This is a genomic window from Brachybacterium muris (assembly GCF_016907455.1).
In the GTDB taxonomy this organism is placed as follows: domain Bacteria; phylum Actinomycetota; class Actinomycetes; order Actinomycetales; family Dermabacteraceae; genus Brachybacterium; species Brachybacterium muris.
On record NZ_JAFBCB010000001.1, the window covers coordinates 2,421,351 to 2,440,039 of the forward strand.

Genomic DNA, 18,689 nt, shown 5'->3' on the forward strand with positions numbered 1-18,689 from the left:
TGGGACCGGCCCCATTGTGGCAGGAAGCAGGGGCAGACCCCCAGCTGTTTTCGTCAGACGGAACGCTCCAGCGGCGCAGTGCGCTCCGAGAGCTGCTGGATGCGCGCGCCGGCCGCAGCGATCTGCTCACGCACCCGCACCGGCGCAGTGCCGCCCTTCCCGTCGCGGGAGGCGACGGAACCGGCAGCCGTGAGCACTCCCAGCACCTCGGGACTGAGGTGCTCCGAGATGGCGGCCAGGTCACCGGTCGTGAGGTCCGCCAGCTCGATGCCGCGCTCCTCGCACACCCGTACGCACGCCCCGGCGATCTCATGGGCACTGCGGAACGGGACGCCCTCGCGCACCAGCCACTCGGCGATGTCGGTGGCCAGGGAGAATCCCTGCGGTGCCATCTCCTCCATGCGCTCGGTGTGGAAGGTGAGGGTGGCGACCATGCCGGTGATCGCCGGCAGCAGCAGGTCCAGGGTGTCCACCTGGTCGAACACCGGCTCCTTGTCCTCCTGGAGGTCCCGGTTGTAGGCCAGAGGCAGGGCCTTCAGCGTGGCCAGCAGGCCGGTGAGGTCACCGATCACGCGCCCGGCCTTGCCCCGGGTGAGCTCAGGGATGTCCGGGTTCTTCTTCTGGGGCATGATCGACGAACCGGTGGAGAAGGCGTCATCGAGGGTGACGTAGGAGAACTCCTTCGTGTTCCACACGATGATCTCCTCCGCCATCCGCGACAGATCGATCGCGACCATCGCGCACACGAAGGCGAACTCGGCCACCAGGTCCCGCGCGGCCGTGCCGTCGATCGAGTTCTCCACGGAGTCGGAGAACCCGAGGTCTGCGGCGACGGCCTGCGGATCCAGTCCCAGCGAGGATCCGGCGAGTGCACCTGAGCCGTAGGGAGAGACGTCCAGCCGTGCGTCGAGATCGGCGAATCGTTCCGCGTCCCGCAGCAGCGGCCATACGTGCGCCATCAGCTGGTGGGCCAGCAGCACCGGCTGGGCATGCTGGAGGTGGGTGCGACCCGGCAGGATCGCGTCTCCGGCCTGCTCGGCCCGGTCGGTGATCACCTGCGCCAGGGCAAGCACCTGCTCGGACAGGGATCGCACCTGATCGCGCAGGTACATGCGGATCATGGTGGCGATCTGATCGTTGCGGGATCGTCCCGCACGCAGCTTCCCGCCCAGCTCCTCCCCCGCCCGCTCGAGCAGGCCGCGCTCCAGGGCGGTGTGCACGTCCTCGTCGTCCGGACCGGCGATGAACTCACCGGAGGCCACGTCATCGCGCAGCTGCACCAGTGCTCGGTCCATCCCGGCGAGCTCGTCGTCGGTGAGCAGTCCGGCGGCATGGAGCACCCGGGCGTGGGCGCGGGAGCCGGCCACGTCATAGGGCGCCAGGCGCCAGTCGAAGTGGGTGGACACCGACAGCGCCGCCAGCGCCGCCGAGGGCCCGGAGCCGAAGCGTCCGCCCCACAGGGCCAGCCGCTCCGCTGCCGCCTCGGGCTGGGGTGCCCCTGCGGGTCCCGGCGCGGTCACGCGTCGTCCTGCTGGGCGGCCTCGCCGAGGTCCTCGCCGTTGCCGTTGGCGACGTCGCGGGCCGCGGCCTGCTTGGCGGCGAGGCCGTAGATCTCGATGAAGCCCTTGGCGTGGGACTGGTCGAAGGCGTCGCCCTCGTCGTAGGTGGCGAGGTTGAAGTCGTACAGTCCGGTCTCGGAGCGGCGCCCGGTGACCTGGGCACGGCCGCCGTGCAGGATCATCCGAATGTCGCCGTTGACGTACCGCTGGGTGTCGTCGATGAAGGTGTCCAGGGACTTCTTCAGCGGGCTGAACCACTGGCCGTCGTAGACCAGCTCGGTCCAGCGGTCGCCCACGGTGCGCTTGAAGCGGGCCTGCTCACGCTCGAGGGTGACCCGCTCGAGCTCCTGGTGGGCGGCGATCAGCGCCATCGCGCCGGGGGCCTCGTACACCTCGCGGGACTTGATGCCCACCAAGCGGTCCTCGACGATGTCGATCCGGCCCACACCCTGGGCGCCGGCGCGACGGTTCATCTCCTGGATGGCCTGCAGCGGGGTGACCGGGCGACCGTCGATCCTGACCGGGATGCCTTCGGCGAAGGAGATGGTCACCTCGTCGGCCACCGGCGGGAAGGCCGGGTCATCGGTGTAGGTGTAGACGTCCTTGGTTGGCTCGTTCCAGATGTCCTCGAGGTAGCCGGTCTCCACGGCGCGGCCCCACACGTTCTGGTCGATCGAGAAGGGGTTGTGCTTGGTGGTCTCGATCGGCAGGCCCTTGCGCTCGGCGTAGTCGATGGCCTTGTCACGTGTCAGGGCCAGGTCCCGCACGGGGGCGATGCACTTCAGCTCCGGGGCCAGGGAGGTGATGGAGACCTCGAAGCGCACCTGGTCGTTGCCCTTGCCGGTGCAGCCGTGGGACACGGTGCTGGCACCGTACTTCTTGGCGGCGGCCACCAGGTGCTTGGTGATGACGGGGCGGGAGATGGCCGAGACCACGGGGTAGGCGTCCATGTACAGGGCATTGGCCTTGAGCGCAGGCATGCAGTACTCGGTGGCGAACTCGTCGCGGGCGTCTGCGACCACGGCCTCCACGGCGCCGCAGTCCAGGGCGCGCTGGCGGATGACGTCGAGGTCTTCCCCGCCCTGGCCGACGTCCACCGCGCAGGCGATGACCTCGGCGCCGGTGGCGTCGTGGATCCAGCCGATGGCCACGGAGGTGTCGAGGCCGCCGGAGTAGGCGAGGACAATGCGTTCAGTCACTGATGCTCCTATGAGTCGAATTCTTCTGGGTTCAGGATGCGGCATGGTGGGTCCTACCGCAGAACTGGTCTCAGGCGGGGGTGGTGCCCGAGGACGTGGTGGGGTCCGGCAGCGCCGATTGCACTGCCAGGGGATCGGCGGGGTCCGACTCGCGTCGACCGTCGGCGAGGTCCAGCAGCCGGGCGGCGAGCCGGTCCCCTCCGGAGGGGTCCCGGGCGACCAGCAGCACGGTGTCGTCGCCGGCGACGCTTCCGATCATGTCGGGCAGCACCGAGCGGTCCAGTGCGGAGGCCAGGTACTGGGCAGCGCCGGGAGGTGTGCGCAACACCACCAGGTTGCCACTGGCCTCCGCGGAGACAAGGAGGCCCTCGGCCAGCCGCGGCAGTCGGGCCTGCAGCAGCTCGCTCTCGCTGAGGGTGCGCTCGGATCGAGGGGACCCTCCATCAGGCGGCACCCGGTAGACGAGGGTGCCGTGGGCGCCCCGCACCTTCTCGGCCTGTAGCTCCACCAGGTCGCGGGAGAGCGTTGCCTGGGTGACCTCGGTGCCCTCTTCGGCCAGCAGGCGTGCCAGCTGGGCCTGGGAGACCACCTCCTGGTCACGCAGGAGGGAGACGATCTGCTGCTGGCGGGAGATCTTGGTCTGGGCCAGCGCGCGCTTCTGCTGCTCGGTCATCGCACGTCCTCCTGCCCGCGGGCGTGGGCGGCGGTGTGCTCGTCGGGATGCTGGAGCAGCCACGTGATCAGGGCCTTCTGGGCGTGGAGGCGGTTCTCGGCCTCGTCCCACACCTTTGAGCGGGGGCCGTCGATCACGGAGGCGGCCACCTCCTTGCCGCGGTAGGCGGGCAGGCAGTGCAGGAATATCCCCCTGCCGTCCTCGTTCGTGCCGCTCAGGTCCATCAGCTCCCCGGTGACCTGGTACGGGGAGAACGTGAGCTCGTCGCGGCCGTCCTGCCCCTCCTGCCCCATCGACACCCAGGTGTCCGTGATGACGGCAGTGGCCGAGGCCACCGCTTCGCGGGGATCATCCGTGACGGTCACCGATCCCCCGGTGGCCTCGGCGATCTCGCGGGCACGCTCGATGATCGCGGGGTCGGGCCGGTGGCTCACGGGGGCTGCGATCCGCACGTCCATCCCGGCGGTGGCTCCTCCCAGCAGGTAGGAGTGGGCCATGTTGTTCGCGCCATCGCCGAGGTAGGCGAGGGACCTGGAGGAAAGGGACGGGGCCTCCCCCCCGCTCAAACCCCCGGTGAACTCGGCGATGGTCTGCAGGTCAGCGAGGATCTGGCAGGGATGGAACTCGTCGGTGAGGGCATTGATGACGGGAACCGTGGCATGGGCGGCCATCTCCTCGATCCGTTCCTGACCGAAGGTGCGCCACACGATCGCGGAGACCATGCGAGTGAGCACCTCGGTGGTGTCAGCGATGGACTCACCGCGACCGAGCTGGCTGGAATTGGCCTCGAGCACCAGAGGACTGCCGCCGAGCTCCGCCACCCCGGTGGCGAAGGAGATCCGGGTGCGGGTGGAGGACTTGTCGAACAGGATCGCGACCGTGCGGGGGCCCTCGAGGGGGCGTGCGGCGAAACGCTCGGCCTTCAGCTGCTGGGCGAGCCTCAGGACCTCCTTCTGCTCACCCGGTGTCAGGTCGTCGTCGCGCAGGAAGTGGCGGGGCATCTCAGGCTCCTTCTGTGGCGGTTGCCAAGGCGGTGTCGAGCAGGCCGGGCAGGGCTGCGGTGAAGCTGCCGAGCTCCTCGGCGGTGATGATCAGCGGCGGGGCGATGCGGATGGTGGAGGGGTTCGGGGCGTTGACGATGAACCCGGCCTCCAGCGAGGCCGCGGCGACCTGGGGTGCGATCGGTTCGCTCAGCCCGATGCCGCGCAGCAGGCCTGCCCCTCGCACCTCGGTGATGCGGGGATCAGCGAGCGCCGACACCGATTCAGCGAACCGGTCCCCGACCTCGCGCACATGGTCGAGCAGTCCGTCCTCGGTGATGGTGCCCAGCACGGCAAGGGCGACGGCAGCACCGAGCGGGTTGCCGCCGAAGGTGGTGCCGTGCTGGCCGGCGCTCAGCAGTGCGCGCACCTCGGGTCCGAAGGCGATCAGGGCCCCGATGGGGAACCCCCCGCCCAGGCCCTTGGCCAGGGTCATCACGTCCGGGACCACACCGTCGGTGGCCTGGTGGGCGAACCAGTGGCCGCTGCGGGCGATGCCGGACTGGACCTCGTCCAGGATCAGCAGGGTGCCGTGCTCCCGGGTGAGAAGGCGCAGGGCCTGCAGATACGTGGGGTCCAGGGGCCGCACCCCGGCCTCGCCCTGGATCGGCTCGGCGAACACCGCGGCCACGTCCCCCGGCGCGAGGGCCGCCGCGAGGGCGTCCTCGTCGTTGGCCGGGAGGAACTCGACCCCGCCGGGCAGGGGCTCGAAGGGCACACGGTAGGCCTCCTTGGAGGTGAGGGCCAGTGCGCCCATGGTGCGGCCGTGGAAGGAATCGGTCAGTGCGAGGATGCGCGGCCGGTCCGCTCCCCCGTGGCGTCGTGCGATCTTGAAGGCCGCCTCGTTGGCCTCGGTGCCGGAGTTGGCGAAGAACACGCCGGAGCCCTCGGGTGCGCGGGCAAGGCGCAGCAGGGTCTCGGCCAGTTCGATCTGCGGGGCGGTGGCGAAGAAGTTGGAGACGTGGACCAGGTCCTCGGCCTGCTTGGCCAGCGCGCTGAGGATCGCGGGGTGACCGTGCCCGAGGGTGTTCACGGCGATCCCGCCGAGAAGGTCCAGGTACTGCGTACCGTGGTCGTCCCACACGTGCACGCCCTCGCCGCGCACCAGCACCCGCTGCGGGGTGCCGAACACCGGGATCATCGCCTCCGTGTAGCGCTGCGCGTAGCTCTGGCCGTCACCCGCCGCAGCGGCGTCCAGGTTCACGGTGCTCTGCTTCTCAGACATAGTCGTCCCTCCTGACCATGGTGCCCACTCCCTTGGTGGTGAAGACCTCCAGCAGCACCGCGTGCTCGATCCGCCCATCGATCATGGCGGCCGTCCGGACGCCCGCGTCGACCGCACCCAGCAGCGCCTCGGCCTTGGGGATCATGCCCTCGGTGAGGGCGGGCAGCATGGCGCGCAGTTCGCAGGCGGCGATCTCCGGGATCAGCGAGTCGCGGTCCGGCCAGTCGCGGTACAGGCCCTCGACGTCCGTGAGCATCACCAGCTTCTCGGCATCCAGCCCCTGGGCGATGGCTGCGGCGGCGAGGTCGGCGTTGATGTTGAGGACCTCGCCGGTGAGCTGTCCGTGCTCGTCCACCTCGGGGGCGATCGAGGAGATGACGGGGATGCGCCCGGCCTCCAGCAGGTCGCTGATGGACTCGATGCGCACGTCGTCCACCGCTCCCACGTGCCCCAGGTCGATGTCCTCGCCGTCCACGACGGTGCCACGGCGCTTGGCGGTGAACAGGTGGGCGTCCTCCCCCGACATGCCCACGGCGTAGGGGCCGTGCTGGTTGATCAGGCCCACCAGTTGGCGGCCCACCTGGCCCACCAGCACCATGCGCACGATGTCCATGGTGTCGGCGTCGGTGACGCGCATCCCGCCGCGGAAGGTGGAGTCGATGCCCACCCGCTGCAGCATGGCGTTGATCTGGGGGCCACCGCCGTGGACCACGACCACGCGGATGCCGGCCAGGTGCATGAAGATCATGTCGGCGGCGAAGGCGCGGCGCAATTCGTCGTCGATCATGGCGTTGCCGCCGTACTTGATCACCACGATCTTGCCGCGGAAGCGCTGCATCCACGGCAGCGCCTCGATCAGCACGGCCGACTTGTCCCTCGCCTCGATGCGGGCGGCATCGAGCGGGGTGAGGGGGTTCTTGCCGGTGGTGGTCCGGGGGGTGTCGTTCATGAGGAGTAGGCGCTGTTCTCTTCGACGTACTCGTGCGTGAGGTCGTTGGTCCAGATGTCCCCGGTGGCGGTGCCGGCGCCGAGGTCCACCTCGATGAGGGTCTCGCGCGGGGTCATGTCCACCTCGGAGCGGTCACGGTGCGCTCCCCCGGCGCGGCACACCTCCACGCCGTTCACGCTCACGGACAGGTCCTCGACGGCGAACGGGGCGACGTCCTCGGGCACACAGCCCGCGGCGGCGACGATGCGGCCCCAGTTGGGGTCGTTTCCGAACACGGCGGCCTTGACCAGGTTGGAGCGGGCGATCTCGCGGGCCACGGCGAGAGCGGCCTGCTCGGTGGTGGCCGAGCGCACCACCACGTGCACGTCGTGGCTGGCGCCCTCGGCATCGGCCACCAGCTGCCGGGCCAGGTCCGCCGCCACCTGGCGCACCGCGCCTGTGAGTTCGTCCGGCTCCGGGGTGATGCCGCTGGCGCCGGAGGCCAGCAGGATCACGGTGTCGTTGGTGGACATGCAGGCATCGGAGTCGACCCGGTCGAAGGTGGTAGCGGTCGCGGCACGCAGCACCGCATCGGCGGTGGCGGCATCCACGTCGGCATCGGTGGTGAGGACCACCAGCATGGTGGCCAGCTGCGGGGCGAGCATGCCGGCGCCCTTCGCGATACCGCCCACGGTGACGCCGGAGTCGGTGGTGGCGGACGCGGTTTTGGGCACCGAGTCGGTGGTCATGATGGCGCGGGCGGCGTCTGCATCGGCCGCGGGCCCGGTGGCGAGCACGCCCGCGGCGGTGGTGACCCCGGCCAGCAGGGAGTCCATCGGCAGGCGCTCGCCGATGAGGCCTGTGGAGCACACCAGCACGTCCTGGGATGAGAGGCCCAGCTCCTCGGCCGCGTGCTCGGCGGTGCGGTGGCTGTCGGCGAAGCCTTCGGGGCCGGTGCAGGCGTTGGCACCACCGGAGTTCAGCACCACGGCGCGGGCGCGGCCGTCGGCGACGGCCTGCTGGGACCACAGGACCGGGGCGGCCTTGACCCGGTTCGCGGTGAACACGGCAGCGGCGGTGTCGCGGGGACCGTCGTTCACCACCAGGGCAAGGTCGTGCGCGCCGGCGGACTTGATGCCGGCGGCGACACCGGTGGCGCGGAATCCGCGGGGGCGGGTGATCGACACGGTGTTCTCCAGGGGATCGTGGGCGTGAGGCAAGTGGGCCCGGGCGGCTCAGGGAGCCAGTGCCGTGCGGCTGAGGCCCGTCGTCTCCGGCAGGCCCAGGGCGAGGTTCAGGGACTGCAGTGCGGCACCGGCGGTCCCCTTGACCAGGTTGTCGAGGGCCGCGATGACGGTGGCCTGCCCGCTGCGGCGGTCCACGGCCGCACCGATGCGCACGGTGTTGGCGCCGGTCACCTCGCCGGTGCCGGGCATGCGCCCTTCCGGCAGCACGGTGATGAAGTGCTCGCCGGAGTAGTCGGCTCGCAGTGCTTCCAACAGGTCCCCGGTGGTGGTGCCGGCAGGTGCCGGGGCGTTCATCACCGCGAGGATGCCGCGGCTCATCGGTACCAGGACGGGGGTGAACGTGAGGGAGAGGTCCCCGTGGGCGCCTGCCCGGCGCAGGTTCTGCAGGATCTCGGGCACGTGCCGGTGGCTGCCTCCCACCGCGTACGGCGCTGCTGACCCTTGGGCCTCGCTGAACAGCAGGTGCTGCTTGGGGGTGCGGCCGGCACCGGAGTAGCCCACCGGCAGCACTGCGGTCATGGCGGTGCCGTCCAGCAGTCCCGCGCGCAGCAGTGGCACGATGCCGAGGGTGACGGCGGTCGCGTTGCACCCCGGGACGGCGATCTCGCGGGCGCCGACCAGCTGATCGCGCTGCCGACCGCCCTCGGCCAGGGGCAGCTCGGGCATGCCGTAGGTCCAGGTGCCGGAGTGCTCGGTACCGTAGTATTCCGCCCAGTCCTGGGCGCTCTCCAGGCGGTGGTCGGCGCCGAGGTCCAGCACGAGCACACCGGGATCCGCCTCGCGCAGCTGTGCTGCGATCCGGCCGGACTCCCCGTGGGGCAGGGCGAGGACGACGACGTCGTGACCGCGCAGCGTTTCGACGCTGGTCTCCTGCAGCACGGGGTCGTGGCCGAGGTCGATGTGGGGGGCGACCTCGCTCAGGTGCTTGCCCGCACTGGAGTGCGCGGCCACGGTGGCCACCTCCAGTTCGGGATGACCTGCCAGCAGGCGCAGGGTCTCGCCGCCGGCGTAGCCGGAGGCGCCGACGACCGCGACGCGGGGCAGGGACTGTGCTGCAGACATGCCGGAAGTCTATACATACCTATGCATGATCAGCCACTTGGCAAGGAAAGCTCGTACCACTCGCGTCGATAACAGTTCAATCACGCCTCAGGTCGAGTTGCGCGTCACACCCCTGGAGCGGTTAAGCTCTGGTTCAGCGGTTAAGTAGGGTCGGTGCACTGACGGGTCGACCCCGACCATCCCCTTCATTCCTCCGATGTGCCACCGTCGGCACTAGAGCAGGAGCAGACGTGACCAGTACGTCCACCGAGATGTCGCCCCAGGCGCCGGATGCCGAGGTCGACCGCGCCCCCGTGCGCGTTCGACCCCGCCGACGCATCCCCCCGAACCTGGTGTTCCTTGCCAAGCGCGCCGGGACCTACCTGGTGGTCTTCTTCATCTCCGTGGTCCTGAACTTCATGCTCCCGCGCATGATGCCCAACGACCCTGCGCAATCGATGATCCGCGACATCTACGAGAAGACGGGCCAGCGCCCGTCCCAGTACCAGATGCAGATCATCCACAACATGTACGGCGACCCGAACACACCGGTCATCCAGCAGTTCTGGAACTACCTGGTCCAGCTGTCGAACTTCGACCTCGGCCGCTCGATCATGTACTACCCGATGGAGGTCAAGGACCTCATCACCCAGGCCCTGCCCTGGACGCTGTACCTGGGCCTGATCTCCACCCTCCTGGGGTGGCTGATCGGCACCTACCTCGGTGCACGCCTGGGCTGGCGACCCGGCAGGATGCTCGACTCGATCATCACGCCGTTCGCGATGTTCTTCTCCTCGATCCCGGCCTTCTGGTTGGGCCTGCTGGCGGTCTGGTACCTGTCGTACAACAAGGGTCTCTTCCCCGCCCAGGGCGCAGTGAACCAGAGGATCCAGCCCGCCTCCTTCACCAACCCCGACTGGGTGCTCAGCGTGCTGTACCACTCCGCGCTGCCCCTGGTGACCCTGGTGGTGGTGGGCTTCACCGGCTGGCTGTTCAGCATGCGCAACATGATGATCACGACCGTCAACGAGGACTACGTGCACCTGGCCCGCGCCAAGGGACTCTCTCCCGAGCGCGTGCGCAACGCCTACGCCGCCCGCAACGCACTGCTGCCCAACATCACCGGTCTGGCCATGTCGATAGGCGGGGTGCTGATGGCCGTGGTGCTGGCCGAGTCCGTGTTCGTCTACCCGGGCATCGGTGGGCTGATCGGCGCCGCCACCGGAGTGCGCGACTACCCGCTGATGCAGGCACTGCTGCTGATCGTCATCGTCCTCAGCCTTGTCTTCAACTTCATCGCCGACAGCGTCTACGTGGTCCTGGACCCGCGGACACGAGAGGGGAGCTGAGCCATGATCCGTCGCTTCCTCACCAACCCCAAGGTGATCATCGGCCTATCCATCATCGGCTTCTTCACCCTGGTGGCCCTGCTGGGCAAGCCCTTCGCCACCCACGTGCTGGGCAGCACCCCCCAGTCGATATTCCCCGACGCCATGGGGCAGCCACCCAGCTGGGACCACCCGATGGGCACCACCGTCTCCGGGCAGGACGTGCTGACCTGGATGCTGCACGGCACCTACAACTCCATGTTCGTCGGCTTCGCCTCGGCGATCATCGCTTCCCTGATCGCGATCGCGATGGGCACGGCAGCCGGGTTCCTGGGCGGTGTCGTCGACCGGCTCCTCAACGGGATCATCCTCATCTTCCAGAACATCCCTTCTTTCCCCGTGCTGATCATCGCCGCGACGTTCTGGCGTGAGATGCCGCTGATCATCGTGTCGGTGCTGATCGGGCTGTTCGAATGGACCGGAGGCGCGCGTCGTATCCGGGCCCAGGCCCTCAGCCTGCGCGGACGGGACTTCACCACTGCGCTGCGAACGATCGGCGAGTCCAAGCTGCGGATCGTGTTCGTGGAGGTGATGCCCCACCTGTTCGGCATCCTCTCGCCCATCTTCCTGACCCTCATCGCAGCCGGCGTCGGCATGCAGGCGTCCATGGCGATGCTCGGCATCGGCAGCGCTGCCGAGCCCAGCTGGGGACTGATCATCAACTATGCCTTCGGGATGAACGCCCTGTTCCGCGGGATGTGGTGGTGGTTCGTCCCACCTGGTCTGTGCCTGGCCTTCCTCGGCTTCGCCACCACCATGGTCAACTTCGGCCTCGACGAGATCACGAACCCGACGCTCAGCTCGAAGCGGATGAGCCTGATGCGCAAGTTCCTCAAGCGCAACCGTCGCCCTGCTGACGCCCCCTCGTCCGACTCCACTGGTGGATCCTCCGCCGTTCCCGCCCCGTCCGGAGCCGCCTCATGAACATTCCCGAGACCACCACTGCTCCCACCGACACCACCGGCCACGAGGACGAGGTCATGGACACCTCGCAGGTCGTGGTGGAGACCTCCGCACAGATCGCTGAACGACTGGAGCGCTCCGAGCTGTTGCTGGAAGCCCGAGGCCTGGACGTCACCTACGTGACCGAGGACGGGGAGATCCCGGCCTGCAAGGACATCGACATCGAGCTGCGCCGCGGGGAGATCCTGGGCATCGCCGGTGAGTCCGCCTCCGGGAAGTCCACACTGCTCAACGCCCTCTCGCGCCTCCAGCGACCTCCGGCCGTGACCAGCGCGGGGTCGGTGATCTTCCACCCCGCCGACGGCGGGCCGGTGGACCTGACCGCCCTCAGCGAGGAGCAGCTGCGCCGCTACCGGTGGGACTCCCTGTCCATCGTGATGCAGTCGGCGATGGCCTCTCTGAACCCCGTGCTGAGGCTGGACACCCAGTTCATCGACGTGATCATGGAGCACGACTCCTCGATGACCAAGGACAGTGCCCGGCAACGAGCAGGCGAGCTGCTGGAGATGGTGGGCATCCCCGCGGGGCGACTGAAGTCGTACTCGTACCAGCTCTCCGGTGGCATGCAGCAGCGCGCCCTGATCGCGCTCTCCCTCGCCTCGAACCCCGAAGTGGTGTTCATGGACGAGCCCACCACTGCGGTGGATGTGGTGATGCAACGACAGATCCTCACCCAGATCCTGCAGCTCCAAGCGGCTCTGGGATTCGCGATCGTCTTCGTCACCCACGACCTTTCGCTGCTGCTGGAGATCTCCGACCGCGTCGCCATCATGTACGCGGGCCGGATCGTCGAGATCGGCATGCCGAAGCAGCTGTACGCCGAGGCCCAGCATCCTTACACCCGTGGTCTCCGCGCCTCGTTCCCTCCCCTGTCCGAACCGATCAAACGGCTCGAGGGGATCCCCGGGACTCCTCCGGACCTGCTGGACCTGCCGCCGGGCTGTTCCTTCGCCCCACGATGCCCCCTGGCCTTCGACCGCTGTCACGAGGAGCGTCCCGTCCTGCGCCGCAGCAAGGGGGGCGTGGCGGCATGCCACCTCGTCGAGCGCGACGAGGTGGGGCTGCAGGATGCCGTGAAGGAGATGGAACGATGACCGACAACGCGACCGCGCCCGTCTTCGAGACCCGAGACCTCTCCGTCCACTTCCGGGTGGACAGCCCCCGCGGGAAGGTGACCGTCAGAGCGCTGGACGGCATCGACTTCACCCTGCACCGCGGGGAGATCTCCGCACTGGTGGGTGAGTCCGGTTCGGGCAAGACCACCCTGGCTCGGGTGTTCTCCCTGATCTACCAACCCACCTCCGGGGAGGTGCTGGTGAACGGGATCCCGCTGGCGAAGGCTTCCAGGGACGAACGCAAGTACTACCGCGACGTCCAGCTGATCTTCCAGGATCCCTTCGCCTCCCTGAACGCGCTGAAGAAGATCCGGCACATCGTCGAACGCCCGGTGCGCATCCACAGGATCGCCAAGGGCCGCAAGGCCGTCACCGCCAAGGTGGTGGAGCTGCTGGAGAAGGTGAACCTCTCCCCCGCCTCCCGGTACATCGACCGCTATCCCACGGACCTCTCCGGCGGTCAGCGTCAGCGCATCGCCATCGCGAAGTCCCTGGCGGTGAGCCCCAAGGTCCTGCTGGCCGACGAGCCCACCTCGATGCTCGATGCCTCGATCCGCCTGGAAGTGCTGAACCTGCTCGCGGACCTGCGTGATGAGGAGGGCCTGGCTGTCCTCTACATCACCCACGACATCGCCAGTGCCCGGTACCTCTCTGACCGCATCAACGTCATGTACGGGGGACGGATCATCGAGTCCGGTCCCACCGAGCAGATCGTCAGCGATCCGGTCCATCCGTACACGCGGCTGCTGCTCGACTCCGCCCCGGACCCCGCCCATTACAAGGGCTCCGGGCACTCCGCGGCACTGTCGTCCTCCACGGCCGCTCCGGTCGACAACTCCGTGGAGGTCACCGGATGCCGGTTCGCCAACCGCTGCCCTCTGGCCCGCCCCGAGTGCACCGATCGGCCCATCCCCCGATACGTCGGGCCCGATGGCCGGGACGTGCTGTGCGTCCTGGCCGACGAGCGACCAGATTTCATCTCCATGTCCCCCGATGGCCACAACCCAACCACCACCCCTGATGCCGCTGCGGCGGCCCGTTGAGAAGGAACGATCAAGGATGATCAACTCGAAGATGACCCGCCGCGGCGTGCTCGGCGCACTCGGCATCGGTTCTGTCGGACTCACTGCTGTCGCCTGCTCCGGCGGGAGCAGCGGCGGCTCGGACGGCGGCGGCAATGGCGGTGGAGGTGCCGGCGGCGGCATCTTTGTCGTCGGCACCGGCGTGACGGCCACCAACCAGTTCGCCAAGAACTTCAACCGCTACGGCGGCGGCGACACCGCACCTGGCCTGGACCTGGTGTACGAGCCCCTGTTCCGCCTGTCCTCCAAGGACGGCGGCCAGCTGATCCCGATGCTCGCCGAGTCCGCCGAGCACACCGAGGACGGCCTGCAGGTGACCTACACCCTGCGCAAGGACGTCACCTGGTCCGACGGCGAGCCGTTCACCTCCAAGGACGTGCTGTTCACCCTGGGCTCCATCTACGGTGACCCGAACCCGGAGCCGGCCGAGGACGAGTTCGTGTGGCTCTCCGCCCCGATCGAGACCCCCGACGAGCAGACCGTGATCGTGAAGTACAACTCCGATCAGCGTCAGCAGGAGGTCAACCTCGCGCTGTACTACCCGATCGTTCCGGCACACATCTACCAGGACGGCGACAAGCTCGAGTTCCCGCAGGACATCATGGACAACCCGATCGGCACCGGTCCGGCCACCCTGAAGTCCTTCGACACCCAGCTGGTCACCTACGAGATGCGCGACGACTACTGGGGCGGCACCTCCGAGGTGGGTGAGGTGCAGTTCGTGCCCGCCGGACAGGCCGGCAACATCGAGACCCAGATCACCCAGGGAAATGTCGACTTCGCTGAGGGCGGCGCACCCGGTGTGGTCACCGGCTTCGCCTCCATGGCCGATACCAACAACTACCAGTGGATCGCGGATGGCGCTTCCCAGGGCGTCATCTTCATGACCGCACGCCCCGAGTCCCCCATGGCTGACGAGAACGTCCGAAAGGCACTGCGCGCCGCCGTGGACTACGAAGCGGTGATGACGGCCTCCGGGATCGGGTACACGCTGCCGAACTACGCCGGTGTGGACCCCGTGATGAACGAGTCCCTGCAGCAGCCGGAGTTCTCCGAGCCGATGAAGATGGATGTCGAGGCCGCCAAGAAGTTCCTGGAGGACTCCGAGTGGACGGTCAACGCGGCCGGCAACCTGGAGAAGGACGGCAAGGAGCACCCGCTCAGCCTGCAGATCCAGAACGACAACGCGACCTTCATGGTCACCATGCCGATCACGGTGGCGAACTGGAAGGACAACCTGGGGCTCACGGTCACCTTCGATCCCAAGCCCAAGGACGTCATGGACACCATCCTGTCCACCGGCACCTTCGACATGGTCGCGACGGGCCTGGGCTACCCGGGCTCCCCCTGGTCGAACTACACGATGTACAACCAGACGATCAAGCCCATCGAGGAGGAGACCAACAACGGCAACTGGGGTCGCTGGTACTGGGGCGAGGAGGCCGAGGAGAAGATGGAGATCCTCGTGTCCACCCTCAACCGCCCGGAGACCCAGGACAAGATCGCCGAGGGTGTCCAGGGAGTGCAGCAGGCCTTCCTCGAGCAGGCTCCCCACGCTCCCGTCCAGGGCGGCGGCACCGGCATCATGTACTCCACCATCAACTGGACCGGATTCCCCGCTCCAGCCGACGTGGACTACTTCCCGCGCGTGGGCGGCATGGGCAACCTGACCCACCTCCTGATGGCGATCAAGCCCGCCTGATCCCAGGCCGGCAGGCGCCCGTCCCGACGGGCCCGACGACGACAGGGCCGGTTCCTCCTCACGGAGGGACCGGCCCTGTTGCGTGCGGGACGCACCGCATCGTGCTCCCGCTGCCGAGGCGCTCGCTCAGCCCTCCCGGCTGCGCAGGCGCTCGCCCAGCCGTCGCGTCCAGGGGTAGTCGGTGGCGGTGATCGCATCGTCCAGGAAGGGGGCGCCGTCACGGTCGATCGCGTAGGAGAACACGCCCGCCTTGGTGGCCCCAGCGGGCTGCCAGTCCGCGTAGGCCACCGCCCGGGAGTCCTCGAAGGGCTCAGAGATGTCGTCCCATCGGTTGCGGTCGAACTCCTCGTAGAACGAGAAGCCGATCAGGTACCGCTCCGCCGGGATCAGTGGCGCGAAGGTCTCCCAGGTCGGCTGAAGACTGTCGACGGAGCGTCCGTAGGACTGCTGAATATTCGCCTCGCTGGGGTCCGCTGATCGAGGGTTCGGGTGCCACGTCGCTGCCGTAGCGGTGGCGTCGTTCGGGACCACCAGTGGTGTCGTTGGGGCCGCTCTGTCTACGCTCCTTCCGCCGTGTGTATAGGGCACGCGGCGGAAGGAGCAATCTGGAATGGTACGGAAGATCAGGGCGAAGCTGGTGCTCCAGCTGCGCGCAGAAGGTCTGTCGGGGCGAGCGATTTCGTCCTCGCAGGGCATGTCCCGCAAGTCCGTGAGGGCGGTGTTCGAGGCCGCTGACGCTGCAGGGATCGGGTGGGGCGATATCGCGGACGTCGCCGATGAGCAGGTGTATGCCCGGTTGTTCCCGGGCCGGGGCGAGCACGAGAGCGTGTTCGCACAGCCGGACTGGGAACAGGTCCATCGAGAGATGGCCAGGGTCGGCGTGACGCTGAAGCTGTTGCACGGCGAGTACTTCGACGCGACCACGGCGGCTGGGGATCCGGCGATGGGGTATGACCGGTTTTGCCGCACCTACCAGCACCACGTCATGGTCACCGGTGCCGCTTCGAGAGTCGGTCACAAGGCCGGCCAGAGCGTGGAGGTCGACTGGTCCGGCCCCACGATGGAGCTGGCCGATCCGGTCACCGGCGAGGTCTCGAAGGTGTTCTTGTTCGTTGCCTGCCTGCCTTTTTCTCGTTACGCGTTCTGCTTCCCGGCGCTGGATATGCGCCAGGAGTCCTGGCTGCGAGCGCACGTAGCGATGTTCGAGGCGCTGGGCGGGACGGTCCCGAGGATCGTTCCGGACAACCTCAAGACCGGTGTGGTGAAGCACCCCCGCGAGGGCGAGATCGTCCTGAACGATGCGTATCGCGAGATGGCAGCGCATTACTCGGCGGCGGTGCTCCCGGGGAGGGTGCGGAAACCGAAAGACAAGGCGAGCGTGGAGAACACCGTCGCGCACGTCGCGACCTGGGTCATCGCCGGGCTGCGGGATCAGCGATTCACGTCCCTGCCCGAACTTGCAGCCGCCATCGGGCAGCGGATGGAGGCCTATAACGCGGAGCCGTTCCAGAAGCGGCCCGGATCCCGCGCCAGCGTGTTCGACGCGGAGGAGCGGCCGCTGCTGACGCCGCTGCCGGCGGTGCCCTACGAGATCTCGACATGGCACTACGGACGACGAGTGGGCAGGAACGGGCACGTCACGTTCGCGCGGAACTTCTACTCCGCGCCGTTCGCGCACATCGGCGCGAAGGTCGATCTGCGCATCACGGCCCGGACGCTGGAGATCTATCAGGGCAGCCAGCGACTGACCAGTCACCTGCTGCTCCCGGAGACCGCGAGCAATGAGTACCGCACCAACGACGCGGACCTACCTGCGGGCGAGCGTTTCCAGGCCTGGGACGCGCAGAGGGTGCGGGCGTGGGCAGATCGGGTCGGGCCGGCCACGGTGATCGTGATCCAGCGGATCTTCGAGTCCGTGCCGATCGTGGAACAGGGCCTGGATCCCGCGTTGGCGGTGCTACGGCTCTCTCGCCGCTTCTCCGTAGATCGGGTCGAGGCGGCCTGCGCACTCGCGCTGACGGGACGGGTCCGTTCACCGCGCTATGCGCATCTGCACCCGATCTTGGCCACCGGGCAGGACAAGGTCGCCGCCCTGCGTCCACCCCGCGAGGAACCCGCGGAAGACGGCGGATACGTCCGTGGCGCCGACTACTACGCCGGAGGTGTCCGGTGAGCGTGATCGATAACGACACGAAGCGGAAGCTGCGCGAGATGGGCGCGACCGCGCTGCTGGACGCGATCGATGCCCAGGATGAGGCTCACGTGCTGGGGATGTCGTTCCAGGAACGGCTCCAGCTGATCGTGGACGAGGCGCATTCCATCTTCAATCATGGAAAGGTCGAGGGTCTGATCCGCCGGGCGGGGCTGCGTTATCCCGGAGCGGACCTGCGGCGGCTGGATCTGGTCGAGGAACGGGGACTGAACCGGAACGTGATCGCGCAACTGGCAACCTGCTCCTTCATCCAGCGGCAACAGAACGTGGTCTTCCAGGGCTTCACCGGCTCAGGGAAGTCCTACCTCGGCTGCGCGCTGGCGAAGCAGGCCTGCCAGCACCGGCTCCGAGCCCACTACATCCGAATGCCCGACCTCGAAGAGGCCTGGGCCCTGGCAAAGGACAAGCCGCAGGGCCAGACGAAGTTCCTGCGGAAGTACTCCACGTTCTCGCTGCTGGTGATCGACGAGTGGCTGCTGGACCATCCTGACGAGGGAATGCGTTCGATGCTGCTGGAACTGCTCGAGCGCCGCTATGACACCGGCTCGACCGTGTTCTGCACCCAGTACCCGAAGAAGGACTGGCACGCCCGGCTCGGTGGAGCAGTCCACGCCGATGCGATCATGGACCGCATCGTGCACAACACAATCTGGATCGACACCGGCGACAGGAACATGCGAGAACACACCGCACTGCCCCAGTGACCCGATGCCGGCGGGAGCCAGTGGTCCCCACCGCGGCGGCTACTGGCCCCCGTCGGCACGATCGGCGGTCCCCAAGAGCAAGATTCGGTGGCTCCCACGACTACGAATACTCATCGTGCCGGACTCCTTGCCCACCAGGCGCGACAGCTCATGGAACACGGTGGTGGCGCGCTCTGCCTGCTCCGCCGAGAGCCGGGTCTCCATGTCGATGTCCAGGCCGTCGAGCCCGTGTGCGTGCACCAGCTGCTCCACCAGGTGCTCGGCGAGTGCGCGGTTGCCGGAGGGTGTGTCGGGGAAGTCGGGGTTGAGCAGTGAACTGATGTCGGTGGTGCGGGCAACGGCGGTTCCCTGCTCGTGCAGCGCCGGCACGTACTGCTCGCGCAGGGTCTGCCAGAACGGGTTCTCCGGTGGGGTGAAGTCGGGGAACACGAAGGCCACGTCCACCTCGGCGGGGATCTCGCCGAAGCTGTTGGGCTTGGCGGGATCGGCCACGCGGTCGTGCCAGGTGCGGAAATAGGCCATCTGCAGGCCGGTGCGGGGGTGGGGGCTGATCGCCACGGGAAGCTCCTCGAGTCGGGGTGGGTGGTCGCGGTTCACGGTCGAGATGGTGA

Annotated in this window: 17 protein-coding genes; 7 read left to right on the forward strand and 10 right to left on the reverse strand. The window is 68.2% G+C overall.

Annotated elements, in window-relative coordinates; translation table 11 throughout:
* Nucleotides 1–53: 53 nt before the first annotated feature.
* The 8 genes from argH to argC all read right to left on the reverse strand — a co-directional run bounded on the left by argH (nucleotide 54) and on the right by argC (nucleotide 8,933).
* Nucleotides 54–1,520 (reverse strand): argininosuccinate lyase, encoded by a 1,467-nt coding sequence (gene argH / locus JOD52_RS11195; RefSeq protein ID WP_204410008.1) that lies wholly within the window; start codon nucleotides 1,518–1,520, stop codon nucleotides 54–56.
* Nucleotides 1,517–2,758, reverse strand: coding sequence for an argininosuccinate synthase (locus JOD52_RS11200; RefSeq protein ID WP_204410010.1), 1,242 nt, complete (start codon nucleotides 2,756–2,758; stop codon nucleotides 1,517–1,519). Before JOD52_RS11200 ends, argH begins: the two co-directional genes overlap by 4 nt.
* 70 nt (nucleotides 2,759–2,828) lie before the next feature.
* Nucleotides 2,829–3,431: an arginine repressor gene (locus tag JOD52_RS11205; protein ID WP_204410012.1), complete on the reverse strand. Its 603-nt coding sequence runs from the start codon at nucleotides 3,429–3,431 to the stop codon at nucleotides 2,829–2,831.
* Entirely contained in the window at nucleotides 3,428–4,432 is a 1,005-nt protein-coding gene (argF, locus tag JOD52_RS11210) for an ornithine carbamoyltransferase (RefSeq protein WP_204410013.1), read from the reverse strand. Before argF ends, JOD52_RS11205 begins: the two co-directional genes overlap by 4 nt.
* Before the next feature lies 1 nt (nucleotide 4,433).
* Nucleotides 4,434–5,696 (reverse strand): acetylornithine transaminase, encoded by a 1,263-nt coding sequence (locus JOD52_RS11215; protein WP_204410015.1) that lies wholly within the window; start codon nucleotides 5,694–5,696, stop codon nucleotides 4,434–4,436.
* Nucleotides 5,689–6,645: an acetylglutamate kinase gene (argB, locus tag JOD52_RS11220; RefSeq protein WP_204410017.1), complete on the reverse strand. Its 957-nt coding sequence runs from the start codon at nucleotides 6,643–6,645 to the stop codon at nucleotides 5,689–5,691. The genes JOD52_RS11215 and argB overlap by 8 nt, the downstream gene beginning before the upstream one ends.
* Nucleotides 6,642–7,811 carry a bifunctional glutamate N-acetyltransferase/amino-acid acetyltransferase ArgJ gene (argJ, locus tag JOD52_RS11225; RefSeq protein WP_204410019.1) on the reverse strand — a complete coding sequence of 390 codons (1,170 nt, stop codon included), beginning with the start codon at nucleotides 7,809–7,811 and terminating at the stop codon, nucleotides 6,642–6,644. Before argJ ends, argB begins: the two co-directional genes overlap by 4 nt.
* 48 nt (nucleotides 7,812–7,859) lie before the next feature.
* A complete protein-coding gene (gene argC, locus JOD52_RS11230) occupies nucleotides 7,860–8,933 on the reverse strand; it encodes an N-acetyl-gamma-glutamyl-phosphate reductase (protein ID WP_204410020.1) in 1,074 nt (357 codons plus the stop codon).
* 230 nt (nucleotides 8,934–9,163) lie between these two features.
* Here argC and JOD52_RS11235 point away from each other — a divergent pair, with 230 nt between their 5' ends.
* Genes JOD52_RS11235 through JOD52_RS11255 form a run of 5 tightly spaced genes read left to right on the forward strand, consistent with a single transcriptional unit; the run spans nucleotide 9,164 to nucleotide 15,162 of the window.
* On the forward strand, nucleotides 9,164–10,261 hold the full coding sequence (locus JOD52_RS11235) for an ABC transporter permease subunit (protein ID WP_259879716.1): 1,098 nt from the start codon (nucleotides 9,164–9,166) through the stop codon (nucleotides 10,259–10,261).
* A gap of 3 nt (nucleotides 10,262–10,264) precedes the next feature.
* Nucleotides 10,265–11,224: an ABC transporter permease gene (locus JOD52_RS11240; protein ID WP_204410022.1), complete on the forward strand. Its 960-nt coding sequence runs from the start codon at nucleotides 10,265–10,267 to the stop codon at nucleotides 11,222–11,224.
* On the forward strand, nucleotides 11,221–12,357 hold the full coding sequence (locus JOD52_RS11245; RefSeq protein WP_239551877.1) for an ABC transporter ATP-binding protein: 1,137 nt from the start codon (nucleotides 11,221–11,223) through the stop codon (nucleotides 12,355–12,357). Before JOD52_RS11240 ends, JOD52_RS11245 begins: the two co-directional genes overlap by 4 nt.
* A complete protein-coding gene (locus JOD52_RS11250) occupies nucleotides 12,354–13,421 on the forward strand; it encodes an ABC transporter ATP-binding protein (RefSeq protein WP_204410024.1) in 1,068 nt (355 codons plus the stop codon). Before JOD52_RS11245 ends, JOD52_RS11250 begins: the two co-directional genes overlap by 4 nt.
* Before the next feature lie 16 nt (nucleotides 13,422–13,437).
* Nucleotides 13,438–15,162, forward strand: coding sequence for an ABC transporter substrate-binding protein (locus JOD52_RS11255; protein WP_204410025.1), 1,725 nt, complete (start codon nucleotides 13,438–13,440; stop codon nucleotides 15,160–15,162).
* A 126-nt stretch (nucleotides 15,163–15,288) separates the two neighbouring features.
* Here JOD52_RS11255 and JOD52_RS11260 read toward each other — a convergent pair whose 3' ends face one another.
* Nucleotides 15,289–15,693 (reverse strand): EndoS/ChiA family endoglycosidase, encoded by a 405-nt coding sequence (locus JOD52_RS11260; RefSeq protein WP_204410027.1) that lies wholly within the window; start codon nucleotides 15,691–15,693, stop codon nucleotides 15,289–15,291.
* Nucleotides 15,694–15,772: 79 nt separating this feature from the next.
* On the opposite strand from JOD52_RS11260, the gene istA reads away from it, so the two are divergent.
* On the forward strand, nucleotides 15,773–17,335 hold the full coding sequence (gene istA / locus JOD52_RS11265) for an IS21 family transposase (RefSeq protein WP_204408388.1): 1,563 nt from the start codon (nucleotides 15,773–15,775) through the stop codon (nucleotides 17,333–17,335).
* Complete coding sequence (locus JOD52_RS11270) at nucleotides 17,332–18,078, forward strand: ATP-binding protein (protein ID WP_338124028.1); 747 nt, start codon at nucleotides 17,332–17,334, stop codon at nucleotides 18,076–18,078. The genes istA and JOD52_RS11270 overlap by 4 nt, the downstream gene beginning before the upstream one ends.
* A 39-nt stretch (nucleotides 18,079–18,117) precedes the next feature.
* Here the strand turns inward: JOD52_RS11270 and JOD52_RS11275 are convergent, their stop codons facing one another.
* Nucleotides 18,118–18,636 carry an EndoS/ChiA family endoglycosidase gene (locus JOD52_RS11275; protein ID WP_204410029.1) on the reverse strand — a complete coding sequence of 173 codons (519 nt, stop codon included), beginning with the start codon at nucleotides 18,634–18,636 and terminating at the stop codon, nucleotides 18,118–18,120.
* Nucleotides 18,637–18,689 lie beyond the last annotated feature (53 nt).

What these genes read in the sequence shown, in the direction of transcription:
- JOD52_RS11205 (WP_204410012.1), bottom strand. Translation starts at nt 3,431, where the DNA reads ATGACCGAGCAGCAGAAGCGCGCGCTGGCCCAGACCAAGATCTCCCGC.
- argF (WP_204410013.1), bottom strand. Translation starts at nt 4,432, where the DNA reads ATGCCCCGCCACTTCCTGCGCGACGACGACCTGACACCGGGTGAGCAG.
- JOD52_RS11215 (WP_204410015.1), bottom strand. Translation starts at nt 5,696, where the DNA reads ATGTCTGAGAAGCAGAGCACCGTGAACCTGGACGCCGCTGCGGCGGGT.
- argB (WP_204410017.1), bottom strand. Translation starts at nt 6,645, where the DNA reads ATGAACGACACCCCCCGGACCACCACCGGCAAGAACCCCCTCACCCCG.
- argC (WP_204410020.1), bottom strand. Translation starts at nt 8,933, where the DNA reads ATGTCTGCAGCACAGTCCCTGCCCCGCGTCGCGGTCGTCGGCGCCTCC.
- JOD52_RS11240 (WP_204410022.1), top strand. Translation starts at nt 10,265, where the DNA reads ATGATCCGTCGCTTCCTCACCAACCCCAAGGTGATCATCGGCCTATCC.
- JOD52_RS11245 (WP_239551877.1), top strand. Translation starts at nt 11,221, where the DNA reads ATGAACATTCCCGAGACCACCACTGCTCCCACCGACACCACCGGCCAC.
- JOD52_RS11250 (WP_204410024.1), top strand. Translation starts at nt 12,354, where the DNA reads ATGACCGACAACGCGACCGCGCCCGTCTTCGAGACCCGAGACCTCTCC.
- JOD52_RS11255 (WP_204410025.1), top strand. Translation starts at nt 13,438, where the DNA reads ATGATCAACTCGAAGATGACCCGCCGCGGCGTGCTCGGCGCACTCGGC.
- istA (WP_204408388.1), top strand. Translation starts at nt 15,773, where the DNA reads ATGGTACGGAAGATCAGGGCGAAGCTGGTGCTCCAGCTGCGCGCAGAA.